The following is a 12,387-nucleotide window of genomic DNA, read 5'->3' as shown; positions in this document are numbered from 1 at the left end:
ACCCGCGTTCATCCTGCGTTCATGGCAGGTGCCGGAAAATGATCCGGTAAAGAACGATCGGATGATGTCATGAAAAGAATAGGTGCGGTGTTCGTCGCAGTTGCCACGGCCCTAACGACGGTACCGGCACAGGCTCTGCCTGTATCTCCTGTGTCAGTAGCGCAGCCGAACTCCCAAGCTGTGGAACTGATCCACCACAAGCCAGGTCACTATGGTGGCCCGCCGCATTCGCGCGGGTACAACGGGTACCGTTACAATTCGGGGCCTCGATACGGCTACTATAACGGCTATAACGGCTACCGTTACCGGCGGGACGGGTATCGTCGGCACAGTGACGGCTGGTGGTATCCTCTTGCTGCATTTGGAGCAGGCGTCGTTATCGGTGGTGCGATCGCGTCGCCGCCCCGCCGAGCCTATTCGAACGCGCCCTCAGCCCATGTCGAATGGTGCTATGACCGCTATCGTTCATACAGCGCCTACGACAATACCTTCCAGCCGTATTATGGGCCGCGCCAGGAGTGCGTGTCGCCATACTATTGATCAGGCTGCCATTGGGCGGCGGTCATCGGTTCCAAACCTCAATGACCGCCGGCTATGCGGTAGGGTGATCGCCTTTCACTATTTGTTCCTACTGCAAGCAGGTTAATCTCGGGGTAGGTGGACACTCTTCGTCCTGTGGATGTTCGCGGCTCGTTCGCGCGCTTTAGTTGTCGCTTGAAAGTGGCCCACCTATCTCTGATCCCGCATTGGTAATGGCGACCTTTGCCTTCCGCCGGAGAGGTGGATGGATCCGACAACAATTCGAGGCAATGCCTCACTCATATCAGGAAGGCGAAAGCCGATGCGGATTGATCGCTGAGCCGTCGCCCAGCACAAGCGCGTTACGGCGAAAGACTGGGCTTCCCGAGTAGTGCACCAGCTCGGCATACTCCCCGGCTAGCGACAGCGCGTTTCCGGCTAATCGGGGCTGTTTGCAAACAGAAAAGCCGACAGGCAAGGCGCTCCAATAGGGGGCACATGCCTGATAGCGAGGCGCGGAACGGCCATCTGACCGATCTACGGCGTGGAGCCCGGTAGCTCGCCAGCCTCATAAATTGGAGGTCGCAGGTTCGAATCCTGTCGCCGCAACCAATCTTCAGCGCCAGAAAGCCCCGACCGTAGTCAGCAGTCGGGAGACCTGAAAGTGATGCGAGAGATTCTAGAGGGCGGGCAGTTGCGCCAGAAGGCGGGTCCCAGAGCGCTGCGGTATTGGGCTTGGGGGCCTTCGCTCTGGGACCACTCGCGCTCACGGCGGCGGGGCGGGCCGTTGTTCCGTGGGCGCTTTGCCTGCCCGAGTATGCATGGGGAGTGAGATTCGGCAACGCACCTACGACCTTTGCCGGTCCGTCTCGGACTAAGGTCCTACAACGCCTCGCGTCTTATTAGACGCGCACAGGTCGCTGTAGCACTTTGAATTACTGCATGTTTTATCCTTAAATCGAATACGATTTAAGGAAACATTCAGTAGCTCGTGCAAGCTCCTGCAGCGCATCGAGGCCAGCCAGTGCGACGGCACGGCGCTGGATCTCACCTGAAGACGCGTCGAGCCGAACTGGGCCGATCTTGCTGTCGAGCTCAAGAAGCGAGGTGTCGCCCTGCTCGTCCTCTGGGAGGAGTGTCGTGGCTCGCATCCCGAGGGATCACGCCTAAGTCCATAAAACAATCATGCAAGGAGGGAAGCCAGTATTTGCACGACTTCCATTTATCTATCTCATTGATGGTCTGGAGGAAATCGAGATGGCGCCATCCCTGTCCAACGTCTAAACGCGCGCGTGAAATGAGCGGGATCGCTGTAACCTACCCTATAGGCGATCTCGGTCATGCTGTAGCCTCCTTCGCGGATCAGCCGGATAGCCTCGCTTCGCCGAGTCTCATCAAGCAGCTCCTCGAACTCGACGCCGCAGTATTTCAGGCGCCTCTGCAGGGTGCGGGCGGACATCCGAACTCTTGCTGCCACGGCCTTCAAGCTAAGTTCACGCTCGTAGGAGAGTCTGTCGCTGAGCAGTCGCGCCACCTCCACCGTCGAGATCAGGGCGGCCGTCGCCTTTGAGGGTCCGGTTTCCTGCGTTTTGAGAGGCAGATCGAGCAACTCCCGATCAATTTCGATCATGTCGTGCTCGCACCCCAATTCGATGTTGGGACCCCAGCACTCTTCGAGTGCCTCGGCCCCTCGTGTTTTTGTCGCGGTCAGTCGAACCCTTATTCCGGACGCTTCGCCCGCCAAAAGCGGCACTTTTCGCAGAACCGCGAGACTGCCGAAGATGAACTGCCTGGGATCGAATTCGCAACGGTCCGTGAAGCGAAAGACGATTCGCGCGGTTTTGCCCTCCACCAGGAAGCGTACATCCGAACCGCGGTGGATCGAAGACACATTGTCGGACGCGAGCGCGCAAGCGTGGGCCACATCCCTCGCTGCCAGAACGGATTGTCCCCACCCGCCGAACTCACGCAGGTCGGTCGACGAGCCGATATGCGCGCCAGCGAACGGGTCCCCCGCGACGGCCGCCAGCTCATTGCCCAAGCGAAAGCACTGCGCGCGCGCAAGCCAGCCATCGGCATTCTGGAACACGTTTGGCGAAATGCCGAGGCGTTTGCAGAACTCAATCGCCGAGACATCGTGCTTCGCCAGATAGGGCGAGATGGCCAAGAACGTCCTGATCCTGATCGAAGGTGCAGTATTCAACACTCACAACGCTAAATTGGCGTGAAAAGGCAAGACGTAAGAAGCGTTACTATAGCAGTATATTATTGATTTGGAATGCTTTCGGTCGGAAGGCGTTTTGGAAGCGAGACCCGAAACGGCCGTTGGTGGACGTGCCAAGTCGGAGGAGCGAGGTCTGAGGATAGCGGATGAGAAAATTGAAAATGAAATGGCCGGGTGCAACCTGGCGCCCATACACGTTGGTCATAGCGGCCACCGCCTGTGCGGCGGCGTGGTCCGCTTCGGCCCAGGACGCGATAGAACCAGAAGCGGCCAAGATTCTCGCTGCGATGAGCGACCATCTCAAATCGATGCCGTCTCTTAGCGTCACCTATGACGCAGACCAGGAAATCGTCGACCTTGAGGGGCAGAAGATCCAGTACAGCGCATCGGGTACCATTGCGCTCGATCGCACCAAGGGTTTCCTGTTGACGCGGCAAGGGCCATTCGCCGATGCGGAGGTAGTGTTCGACGGCAGCACGATCTCGCTCCACAGCAAAGGCATGAACGTCTACGCGCAGCTGCAAAGTCCGGGACCAAGTGTTGAGGAGGCAGCAGACGAACTTCGCGCCGCTACCGGTCTCGATGCACCGGGAGCCGATCTGCTCGCAAGCGACCCCTATACCGTCCTTACAGACGGGGTTACCAAGGGTACTCACGTGGGGTCGGCATTCATTGGTGGGGTCGAGTGCGATCACCTCGCCTTCAGAACAGATATCGTCGACTGGCAGATCTGGGTCAGCAAGGGCAACAAGCCGTTGCCGCTCAAATATGTCATCACGACCAAATGGGTAACCGGAGCGCCGGAATACTCGCTCAGGCTCAGCGACTGGAAGGCAGGCGCCATCGGCGGCGCTCAGTTTAAATTCACGCCGCCAGCGAACGCCAGGAAACTCGAACAGATACATGCAGACGTCACCGGCGACATATCGCTGGAGGTGGGAGAATGAAGATGCGCAAGATGTACGGAAAGATCCTTTGCGCCACAGTCGTCGGCCTCGCCCTGCTCGTCGGCGACCATCTTGTACCGATGCCGTTCGGCTCGTTCGTATCGGAGGCCCAGGCGGTCGTTGGGCATCCCGCGACCCCGGGCAGCGTTGCCGGTGTTGCGCGTCGCACCACCCGCCGCGTAATCCGCCGCTCCACTGTCTACGTCGCCGCGCTGCCCACCGGCTGTGTCAGGACCAGTGTCAACGGCGTTGTGATCTGGCGCTGCGGCGGGGTCTATTACCAGCCCTATGGTGGGCGCTACGTCGTCGTCTACATCGACTGATGCCAGAGCTTATTTGCACCAGTTCGATTTAAATCTTCACCCTTTTTCCCACTTCGTGCGTCGCCTGCGATGTTCCGAGCGACAGTAGCGCCGACTGGGCACGGCCAGTTGCCTGCAAAGGGTGGAATTTCCTTCTGCGCCTGCAGGCCGCTCGAGCCGTGGTTCGATAAGTCCTGGAAGCCAGGTGAAGTCGGGCTGGCCGAGTGAATACAGAATATTTTCGATGGACTGATCGCAACAAAGGTGTTTTCCGGTTGGTTCCGCCTGCCAAGCTGATCCGACTGATTCTGTCGGATCAGCATCAGTTCGGGGTTATTTACCGCCGTATTTGAGAACGGTCAGCGCGGTGGCTGCGACGGGGTTACATGTTCATCATTCGCTTCCTGTTACTGAGCCTGCTCATCTGCCTGTCGGTTGTTTCCCTGTCGCACGCGCAGGCGCAGGCGCCGGCAACGAGCACAGCAGAACCGCCAAAGGTGGCCGAGCTGCTGCGTCTTCTCGAAGACGCGGACGTGAAGACATGGCTGGCGCAAAGGCAAGCAGCAGTTCCCGAAAAAGGGGCGGCCGAGGTAGCGCGGGTCATCGACGACTTAGAGGCCCGCTCGCGTACCCGCCTCAACGTCCTTTTGTCTGCCGTGCCACGTGTAGGCAGCGAACTCTACCGCGCAGCCTCGTCGGTCCGGCAAGAGGCGCACGATAGTGGATTTGCCCCCGGGATCCTGATGATTGGCATCATCGCGGGCATTGGCTTTTGCACGGAATGGTTCCTTCGTCGTTCAGTGCCAGCCGTGACCTTGCCCAATCAACTCTTGTCGCAGATGCAGACGGAGTTTGCGCCACTCTTGATTTTCACGGCGACGGTTGCCTTCGTCTTTCTCATCTTTCCTTGGCCGCCACTCATGCGTGTGGTCGTGCTTTATTCGCTCGTCGCGACGGTCGCCTACCGAAGCGTGCTGGCGCTTTGCCGGCTGGCGATGACCGTTTCCGTGCCGATGGCTAAGGCATACCCCCGTGTCCGGCTGTTCGTCGCGGTGTTAACAGCGGCGATGGCATTCTCGGCCATATGCGAGCGGCTCGCCGTTGCCGAGGACGTCTGTTCCTTGATTACCATTGGATTTTCGGGCCTGCTTCTTCTGATCGCGATCGAAGCTATCGGCCGCAACCGCTCCAGCGATGATGCACAGCTTTTGGGCCAACGCGTGCCTCGGACAACCGGCATTGCCGGCGCCGTAACGCTCTGGCTGCTCTGGTGCGGTGGTTTCCTGGCGCTATTTTGGCTCGGCATTATGTTTGTCGTTGTGCCCCGTGTCCTGTCAATCGCTGACAAGTTGACCCACGCGTTTGCGGCTTCACGCTGGAATGACGGTGATGCGGCAGATCCGAAGACAGTGCTGCTTGTACGAGGCGCGCGAGCGATCATCATCATCATCGCAGTGGATTGGATCGCATTCGTTTGGCGTCACAATTTCCAGCCCATTACCGGTCAGCTGGCGCTCGCCAAGACAATCATAACCGGCGCCTTCAACAGCGTCGTCATCTTGCTGGTCATCGACCTCGTTTGGCAGTTGGGGAATGCTTACATTGCCCGTCAGCTCGGCCGCGTTGGCGATGGAAGAGCACTCACACCGAATGAGATCGCCCGCCAAGGCCGGCTTCGCACCTTGCTGCCTGTATTCCGCAACGCGTTGGCCGCGGGGCTTCTTAGTGTGGCCGCGCTTACGGTTCTCTCGCAGATGGGGGTTCAGATAGGCCCGCTCATCGCCGGTGCGGGCGTGGTCGGCGTGGCCATCGGGTTCGGCTCACAGACGCTCGTCAAGGACATCGTCAGCGGTGTTTTTTATCTTTTAGACGATGCGTTCCGCGTCGGGGAGTATATTGAGGCGGGAAGTTACACAGGCACAGTCGAGTCCTTCAGTTTGCGATCGGTCCGGCTGCGGCACCATCGCGGACCGATATTCACGGTGCCCTTCGGTTCGCTTGGCGCCATCAAGAACTTGAGCCGTGACTGGTCGGTTGATAAGTTCCGCATCCGTGTCCCCTTCAAAACCGATCTTGACAAGGTCCGCAAGCTCATCAAGGCAATCGGCGGGGAATTGCAGGCCGATCCGGAGCTCGGCTCGTCATTCATCGAGCCACTCAAGCTCAAGGGCGTCGAGCAAATTGGCGAGTACGGCATCGAACTCGGCGTTGGCTTCACCTGTAAGCCTGGCGATCAAACCGCGATCCGCCGCAAGGCATATACGATGCTCATGCAGGTGTTTGGCGACAACGGGATCGATTTCGCTCAGCCTGTCGTCCAGGTGAGCGGAGATGACAAAGGTTCAGCTGCTGCGGCTCACGCCACGCGGCAACTTCAAGGCACCACTGCTCCACCGGGACCGAATGGGCCAGCTTCTTAAGAGCGTTTCCGGTTTAAACGGAGCGCCGGGAAACGCTCTATCTCTTTGTTTTTGCGCATTTACCGACGGAAAACCGCTTCGCGCTTTTCCTGGAAATGCACTAAGAGGAATTATGGACACACCGCCGATCGTCAACGACCTTGCCTCTGTCATACAAACATCCCTTGCGCCGGTGTTTTTGTTGGCTGGTACCGCAGGCTTTGTCAGTATCTACACCACTCGCCTCGGGAGAGTATCGGACCGGCTGAACGAGGTCGCGGAAAGGGGTAAGCAGGGCAAATTGTTTCGCATGCAGCTCGCGTATCTGCGGCGAAGGGCACTTGCTCTGGAAGTTGCGGTCGTGCTTGGGGTAATGGCCGGCATTTGCACGGGCGGCGCAATCCTAAATCTACTTGCTGGTGCACTTGCCATCGGACTGCGCCAAGAAAATCTCTTCTGGTTTTTTGGTGGTGCCATAGTCTCGCTCATCGGATCGCTTGTCGCATTCTTGTCTGAATTGCTGATCGCCGGACGGAACTTGTTGCGGCAAATACGAATGGACCAATTTCCCATGGAGCAAGACTGACCAGGTACTTCTCATCTTGGTCGCCGTTCGCGCTGCTGAACGGCAAACGGCCGTACTTCAACGCGAGATATTCGAGCGAAACTCCCGTGGTCCATTGCCGGTTGCCTTTCGGAAGGCCCGGGCGAAATTGGCTGGAGACGAATACCCCAACTCCGCCGACACGCGCGTGATCGAGCCGTTCGTGTGCCACAGCAGTTCAATGGCTCGTTGAACCCTTGCGGCGCCCGCCAGCCCGCGAAAATCGGTGCCGGCCCTGTTCAGCTCCCGTTGCAGGGTCCGGACGCTGGTGTCCAACGATTGAGCGGCACCATCGATCGACACGCTGCCGGTGAGAACTTGGACCCGGACCTGCTCCATGATGACTTCGAGCAGATCCCGTGGAGCGCCGCCTCGCCGGTCTCGCGCCACATCCTCGATGGTGACCATTGGCCAGGAAGCGGGCCTCGGAGCAGCGGAAAGATGATGGCGATCCGTGACGATGCTCGTCGCGGGTGCGTTGAAAAGAACCGGACACTGGAAGACGTCTTCAATAAGGCCTGTCTGGCGCGGTCTGTCGGTGTCAAGCTCGACGCGCAGCGGTCGCCAGTCAGGGGGCAGATAAGCCTTGAAGAGGCTGAGCAGGACACCCGCGGCGGCACAGACAATACTGGCATATCCTGAGTGGCCGGCCAAAGCGAACACATAGCTGTACCGTACCTCGTCGCCAACCACTGCGACTGACATCCTATCGACCGTACTATGATAACGAAGGCCAGCAATGCTGCGCTCGATGGCCTGCCCCAGGGTGTCGGCGCCAAACACATAGTGTCCGAAGCTGCCATAGTTGGCGACGTTCATCATCGGCGTGATCAGAATTCCGAAGTTGGCCTCACCGGCGACGCGTGCAGCCGCTTCGACGAAGCCGATTACCGCCGCGTGCGGGATGAAGCAGTTCTCTCCCTCGGTCAGTTCGAGATCGAAGCCGATGGCACGATTGGCCTGCAGCAGCGCCTTTTGCCCCATTTCACGCCGTATGAAGGCCGGCATGCCAGACAGGATGCGGTTGGAAATGACCGGGATTTCAGCCATGTATGCAACACTCCAGAAATAAGACAACCGTGGCGCGAAATGAGTGGTTTCGTATTGCGAATACTGTTTAGTGCCGTAAAACATGTGGGTCGCACAAGTAGTGACCCACATGTCTTGCGACCTTTAGGAGGGGTATGACTATGACAACCAGAAGGAACCTACTGCTGGCAGCCACAGCTGTCGCGGCGACGACAGTGCCGTTCATGCCGCGACTGGCGCAGGCAACCGACGAAGTCGCCGACTTCCTGTTCGTTCAAACCGCAAGTGCTATGAAATTCGACAAGGCGTCGAGCAAGCTGACGCTCGAAGGTGTTGGCGGCGCCACGTTGTTTTTCTCTGACCGCCCCGAGCGCATTGCTGGGAACATGGAGACGGCCGCTTTCGTGCCGTTCTGGAGCAAGGGCAAGGACAGCTTCCTTTCCGATCCGCCGAATGCCGACCTGTCGATCCTCGAAGGGGACAAGCTCAAGCAGGTCGTCGTCGTCCTGGAGAATCCGGAGCTGAACGACAATAACTTGACCTATACGGTCAAGGTTGTTGGCGGCGAAATGCCGGAGAAGGGCTCCGAGGTCTCTGTGTTCATCGACATCATCGGCATGCCGTTGACGCCGCTCTCCTATGCGGGCGTGGCCAGGCGCGGCTACCGGCGGGCATTTCTGTACTAGCACCTGCCGGTTGCGGCTGGGTGTGATCCCGACTGCAGCCCGCTTCAGCTCTCGCGAATACCTCACCAACAGCCAATGCAACCGGACGATTGCGTCCAAGGTTCCTGAGCTGCTCCACAGCCCGCGCCGTTTCGATAACTCATCGATAATCAAGGAGTACGGTAAATGTTGACGAAGAGAGATCTACTTCGATCCACCGCGGTGATTGCCGCTAGCGCCGCGATTGCGAGGCCAAGCCTCCTGATGGCGCAAAGCTACCCGGGCATTATCGAGGCAAAAGACATCGCCGAGGAAGGCTTCATCTACGGCCTGCCGCTGGTGATGATTTATGCGGTTATGCAAGAGTTCGCCGTTGACAAGAACTCGGGGCAGTTCAAGGCGCCCTTCAACGAAATCAACAACATGCACCATGTCGCCAGCCCGGCTGACACGGCAGTCATTACGCCGAACAGCGACACGCCTTACTCGTTCATCTGGCTGGATTTGCGCGCTGAGCCGATGGTCATCTCGGTGCCGGTGATCGAAAAGGACCGCTACTACTCGGTCCAATTGATCGATTGCAACACCTACAATTACGGCTACATCGGCACGCGCGCCACGGGGACCGAGCCGGGCGATTATCTGGTCGTTGGCCCAGACTGGAAGGGTGAAACGCCCTCGGGGATCAAGAAGGTCTTCCAATCGACGACGCCGTTCACGCTCGCGCTTATCCGCACGCAGCTCTTCAACCCCGACGACATGCCGAACGTCGAGAAGATTCAGGCCGGCTACAAGGCCCAGCCGCTATCTGGTTTTCTTAAAACTCCGGCCCCGCCAGCCGCGGCCACGATCGAGTTCCTTCCTGCCACCACCGCCGGGATCAAGGACAACTTCTTCCAATATCTCGACGCAGCCCTGCAGTTCGTCCCTGAGACGGCAAGGGACAAGGAGATTCGCGCGAAACTTGCGAGGATTGGCATCGGTCCCGGCAAGACCTTCGACTTCAAGGAACTATCGCTCGAACATAAAGCCGAAGTCCTGGTGGCCATGAAGCAGGGAAATGACAAAGTCGACAAATGGCTGGCCAGCGGAAATAAGGACATCAACGGCTGGAACGTTGGCTCGTTCTTTGGCGACCAGGCCTTTTACAATGGCGATTGGGTGATGCGGGCAGGCGCCGCCAAGGGCGGTCTCTTGGGCAATGATGCCGTCGAAGCCATGTACCCCTATACCCGAACGGACGCGGCCGGTGCGCCGCTCGACGGCAGCAAGCACAACTACACGCTGACCTTCCCGGCCGGCCAGTTGCCACCAGTAAATGCGTTCTGGTCCGTTACCATGTACGACGGCAAGAGCCAGCTCCTGGTCAAGAATCCGATCAATCGCTACCTGATCAACTCTCCGATGTTGCCGGAGATGAAAAAGGACGCGGACGGCTCGCTGACGCTGTACCTCCAAAAGGACAGCCCCGGTGCGGACAAGGAATCCAATTGGCTTCCGGCGCCGGATGACAAAATCTACCTCGTGATGCGCCTGTACTGGCCGAAGACGGAAGCGCCTTCGATCTTGCCGGCGGGCGAAGGGACATGGCAGCCGCCCGGCATCACTGTGGCCGAATAGTTCTCCCCCCATTGTGCTGATGCTCGGCTGGCGCCTCTGTTTCTTGTGGTCATCATGACCGAGGACAGTTGGCGGCAGCCGGCATTTGCACGGGCGGTGCGTTCTTGAATCTACTCGCCGGGCGTTTGCCATTGGGCTGCGCCAAGTATCTCTTCTACAGCGCCGCGTGTCTTTTTAGACGCCCGCGCGTCGGGTCGAACGAGACCGACCTTCACGAAAACAGCAACGGGTTAAACAGCGATCTCCGTCTGGGTCTGAATCGCGGACGCAATTCGAGTTGGCCGCATCGGCGGCCGCAATTAGGGGCTAGCATGAAATTATACCTATTTCGCGCTCTGGCGGCGATCGGAACATGTCTCGTTAGTAATGGCGCAATGGCTGCGGACATCTATTCGCCGATGACGCCGGAGGTTCAGCAGACGACCACGGAGAGTGGCTGGACCTTTACTTTTGCGCCTTATTTCTGGGCAGCTGGTTTGTCGGGGGAACTCGGGCAATTCGGCTTGCCTGCAGTGGAAGTCGACGCCAGTTTCAGCGACATCTTCGATCACCTCGATTTCGGCGCCATGGCGATGGGCGAGGCCCGTAATGGACCTTACAGCATCTTCGGCGATGTCATGTATACCAAGATTTCGGGGCAGGCCGGCACGCCAAGAGGCATCCTTGCCACAGACGCCGAGCTCAAATCCGAGACTTTCGCGGGGATGCTCGGTGCGGGGTATGCGGTTTTTGAGGACAGCGCCGCGCGGCTCGAAATCGTCGGCGGTCTGCGCGTCTGGTCCGTCGAAAGCGAGCTTTCCTTCAGCGGCGGCATTCTCGATGGGCGTTCCAAAAGCGATGGTGCAACGTGGGTGGACGGTTTAGCCGGTCTTCGCGGCACCTATTCGCTCACTCCCGAAATCTATCTGACAGGGTGGGGGTTCATTGGAGCAGGTGGTGCCGATCTCGACTGGGACGTCGCTGCGACGATTGGCTACCGGTTTAGCGACACGATTTCGGCAGTGGCCGGTTACCGCGCTTTGGGCGTCGACTACAGCGATGATGGGTTCGTGTTCGACACCGTTCAGCAGGGCCCCATCCTCGGCTTGGTCGTACGGTTTTAGGATGCTCATGTGACGTTCGCCACGTTCAGCGGACGTTTATAGACAACGAGCGGACCGATCGTGTCCGCTGACTGTGCCGTTACACGAGCTGCGCCGCTGCCGTCTTGAGGCAAAGCAGCTCAGAAAACCTTCGAATCCAGGGGCCGAGGTCACAATATGAAGCCGCACTACAGAGTTATTTGTTTGACTGTCTCTTTGACGGCCACCGCCGGGTCAGCCGTTGCTCAAGAGTCCGGTGCTGAGCTCGCCAAGAAGCTCAGCAATCCGATTGCTTCGCTCATCAGCGTGCCCTTTCAGTTCAACTATGATCGCGGTTACGGCCCGGAGAATGGCAATCGTGAAGTCCTCAACATACAACCAGTCATCCCAATCTCGCTAAACGAAGACTGGAACATCATCTCGCGAACAATCCTGCCGGTGATCTCGCAAAATGACATAGCCGGGCAATCCGGCCACCAGTTCGGTCTCGGCGATATCACTCAGAGCCTTTTCGTTTCCCCCAAGCAACCTGGCCCAGGCGGGATCATCTGGGGCGCTGGGCCGGTCTTCCTGATCCCAACAGCGACCGATGAGCTACTTGGGAGTGGAAAGTGGGGAGCTGGTCCTACGGCTGTCGCTTTGAAACAGGAAGGACCTTGGACATACGGGATACTGGCCAACCACATCTGGTCTTTCGCCGGCCAGAGTGACCGGGAGGATGTCAGTTCGACGTATCTGCAGCCTTTCGTTTCCTATACTACGCCCGATGCATGGACTTATTCGCTGAATACTGAAAGCACGTACGACTGGATCCAGGACGAGTGGTCGGTTCCGGTCAATTTTCAGGTGTCAAAGCTGGTGAAATTCGGTGAGCAGCCCGTGAGCTTCACAGCGGGTGCGCGGTACTGGGCACAGGCACCTGAAAATGGGCCGCAAGGATGGGGTTTCAGAGCGGCAGTAACGTTCTTGTTCCCAAAGTGACGATGAACGGCCGTT

The 12,387-nt window shown here is 58.5% G+C and carries 11 protein-coding genes and 1 tRNA gene; 10 read left to right on the top strand and 2 right to left on the bottom strand.

Annotation, left to right across the window (positions count from 1 at the left end):
* Positions 1–69 precede the first annotated feature (69 nt).
* Positions 70–540 carry a BA14K family protein gene (locus tag IB264_RS12165; protein WP_082557384.1) on the top strand — a complete coding sequence of 157 codons (471 nt, stop codon included), beginning with the start codon at positions 70–72 and terminating at the stop codon, positions 538–540.
* Between the two features lie 517 nt (positions 541–1,057).
* Positions 1,058–1,131 (top strand) — tRNA-Met (locus IB264_RS12160).
* Between the two features lie 619 nt (positions 1,132–1,750).
* Here IB264_RS12160 and IB264_RS12155 read toward each other — a convergent pair.
* The gene (locus tag IB264_RS12155) at positions 1,751–2,686 is read right to left on the bottom strand and encodes an AraC family transcriptional regulator (protein ID WP_210335604.1); all 936 of its coding nucleotides are present in this window, start codon (positions 2,684–2,686) and stop codon (positions 1,751–1,753) included.
* Between the two features lie 203 nt (positions 2,687–2,889).
* On the opposite strand from IB264_RS12155, the gene IB264_RS12150 reads away from it, so the two are divergent.
* The 4 genes from IB264_RS12150 (at position 2,890) to IB264_RS12135 (ending at position 6,977) form a co-directional block, all read left to right on the top strand.
* Positions 2,890–3,690 (top strand): DUF2092 domain-containing protein, encoded by an 801-nt coding sequence (locus IB264_RS12150; protein ID WP_082571888.1) that lies wholly within the window; start codon positions 2,890–2,892, stop codon positions 3,688–3,690.
* An 11-nt stretch (positions 3,691–3,701) separates the two neighbouring features.
* Entirely contained in the window at positions 3,702–4,013 is a 312-nt protein-coding gene (locus IB264_RS12145) for a hypothetical protein (RefSeq protein WP_244496043.1), read from the top strand.
* Positions 4,014–4,378: 365 nt separating this feature from the next.
* The gene (locus IB264_RS35380; RefSeq protein ID WP_192433409.1) at positions 4,379–6,412 is read left to right on the top strand and encodes a mechanosensitive ion channel family protein; all 2,034 of its coding nucleotides are present in this window, start codon (positions 4,379–4,381) and stop codon (positions 6,410–6,412) included.
* Between the two features lie 112 nt (positions 6,413–6,524).
* The gene (locus tag IB264_RS12135) at positions 6,525–6,977 is read left to right on the top strand and encodes a DUF2721 domain-containing protein (RefSeq protein WP_025430469.1); all 453 of its coding nucleotides are present in this window, start codon (positions 6,525–6,527) and stop codon (positions 6,975–6,977) included.
* A 57-nt stretch (positions 6,978–7,034) separates the two neighbouring features.
* Here IB264_RS12135 and IB264_RS12130 read toward each other — a convergent pair whose 3' ends face one another.
* Positions 7,035–8,045 carry an AraC family transcriptional regulator gene (locus IB264_RS12130; RefSeq protein WP_057226078.1) on the bottom strand — a complete coding sequence of 337 codons (1,011 nt, stop codon included), beginning with the start codon at positions 8,043–8,045 and terminating at the stop codon, positions 7,035–7,037.
* Between the two features lie 140 nt (positions 8,046–8,185).
* On the opposite strand from IB264_RS12130, the gene IB264_RS12125 reads away from it, so the two are divergent.
* The 4 genes from IB264_RS12125 to IB264_RS12110 all read left to right on the top strand — a co-directional run bounded on the left by IB264_RS12125 (position 8,186) and on the right by IB264_RS12110 (position 12,372).
* Positions 8,186–8,710, top strand: coding sequence for a hypothetical protein (locus IB264_RS12125; RefSeq protein ID WP_063997102.1), 525 nt, complete (start codon positions 8,186–8,188; stop codon positions 8,708–8,710).
* Positions 8,711–8,875: 165 nt separating this feature from the next.
* Positions 8,876–10,309 (top strand): DUF1254 domain-containing protein, encoded by a 1,434-nt coding sequence (locus tag IB264_RS12120; protein ID WP_192433407.1) that lies wholly within the window; start codon positions 8,876–8,878, stop codon positions 10,307–10,309.
* A gap of 311 nt (positions 10,310–10,620) precedes the next feature.
* Complete coding sequence (locus IB264_RS12115) at positions 10,621–11,412, top strand: hypothetical protein (protein WP_192433670.1); 792 nt, start codon at positions 10,621–10,623, stop codon at positions 11,410–11,412.
* A gap of 156 nt (positions 11,413–11,568) precedes the next feature.
* Positions 11,569–12,372 carry a transporter gene (locus tag IB264_RS12110; RefSeq protein WP_192433405.1) on the top strand — a complete coding sequence of 268 codons (804 nt, stop codon included), beginning with the start codon at positions 11,569–11,571 and terminating at the stop codon, positions 12,370–12,372.
* Positions 12,373–12,387: the final 15 nt, after the last annotated feature.

Source organism: Ensifer sp. ENS11, assembly GCF_014851895.1.
Taxonomy (GTDB): Bacteria; Pseudomonadota; Alphaproteobacteria; order Rhizobiales; family Rhizobiaceae; genus Ensifer; species Ensifer canadensis.
The sequence above is the reverse complement of the archived record's forward strand: the minus strand, read 5'-3'. Positions and strand labels throughout refer to the sequence as shown.

Excerpts from the sequence above, each read along its gene's own strand:
- IB264_RS12165 (WP_082557384.1), top strand. The coding sequence starts at position 70 with ATGAAAAGAATAGGTGCGGTGTTCGTCGCAGTTGCCACGGCCCTAACG.
- IB264_RS12150 (WP_082571888.1), top strand. The coding sequence starts at position 2,890 with ATGAGAAAATTGAAAATGAAATGGCCGGGTGCAACCTGGCGCCCATAC.
- IB264_RS12145 (WP_244496043.1), top strand. The coding sequence starts at position 3,702 with ATGTACGGAAAGATCCTTTGCGCCACAGTCGTCGGCCTCGCCCTGCTC.
- IB264_RS35380 (WP_192433409.1), top strand. The coding sequence starts at position 4,379 with ATGTTCATCATTCGCTTCCTGTTACTGAGCCTGCTCATCTGCCTGTCG.
- IB264_RS12135 (WP_025430469.1), top strand. The coding sequence starts at position 6,525 with ATGGACACACCGCCGATCGTCAACGACCTTGCCTCTGTCATACAAACA.
- IB264_RS12130 (WP_057226078.1), bottom strand. The coding sequence starts at position 8,045 with ATGGCTGAAATCCCGGTCATTTCCAACCGCATCCTGTCTGGCATGCCG.
- IB264_RS12125 (WP_063997102.1), top strand. The coding sequence starts at position 8,186 with ATGACAACCAGAAGGAACCTACTGCTGGCAGCCACAGCTGTCGCGGCG.
- IB264_RS12120 (WP_192433407.1), top strand. The coding sequence starts at position 8,876 with ATGTTGACGAAGAGAGATCTACTTCGATCCACCGCGGTGATTGCCGCT.
- IB264_RS12115 (WP_192433670.1), top strand. The coding sequence starts at position 10,621 with ATGAAATTATACCTATTTCGCGCTCTGGCGGCGATCGGAACATGTCTC.
- IB264_RS12110 (WP_192433405.1), top strand. The coding sequence starts at position 11,569 with ATGAAGCCGCACTACAGAGTTATTTGTTTGACTGTCTCTTTGACGGCC.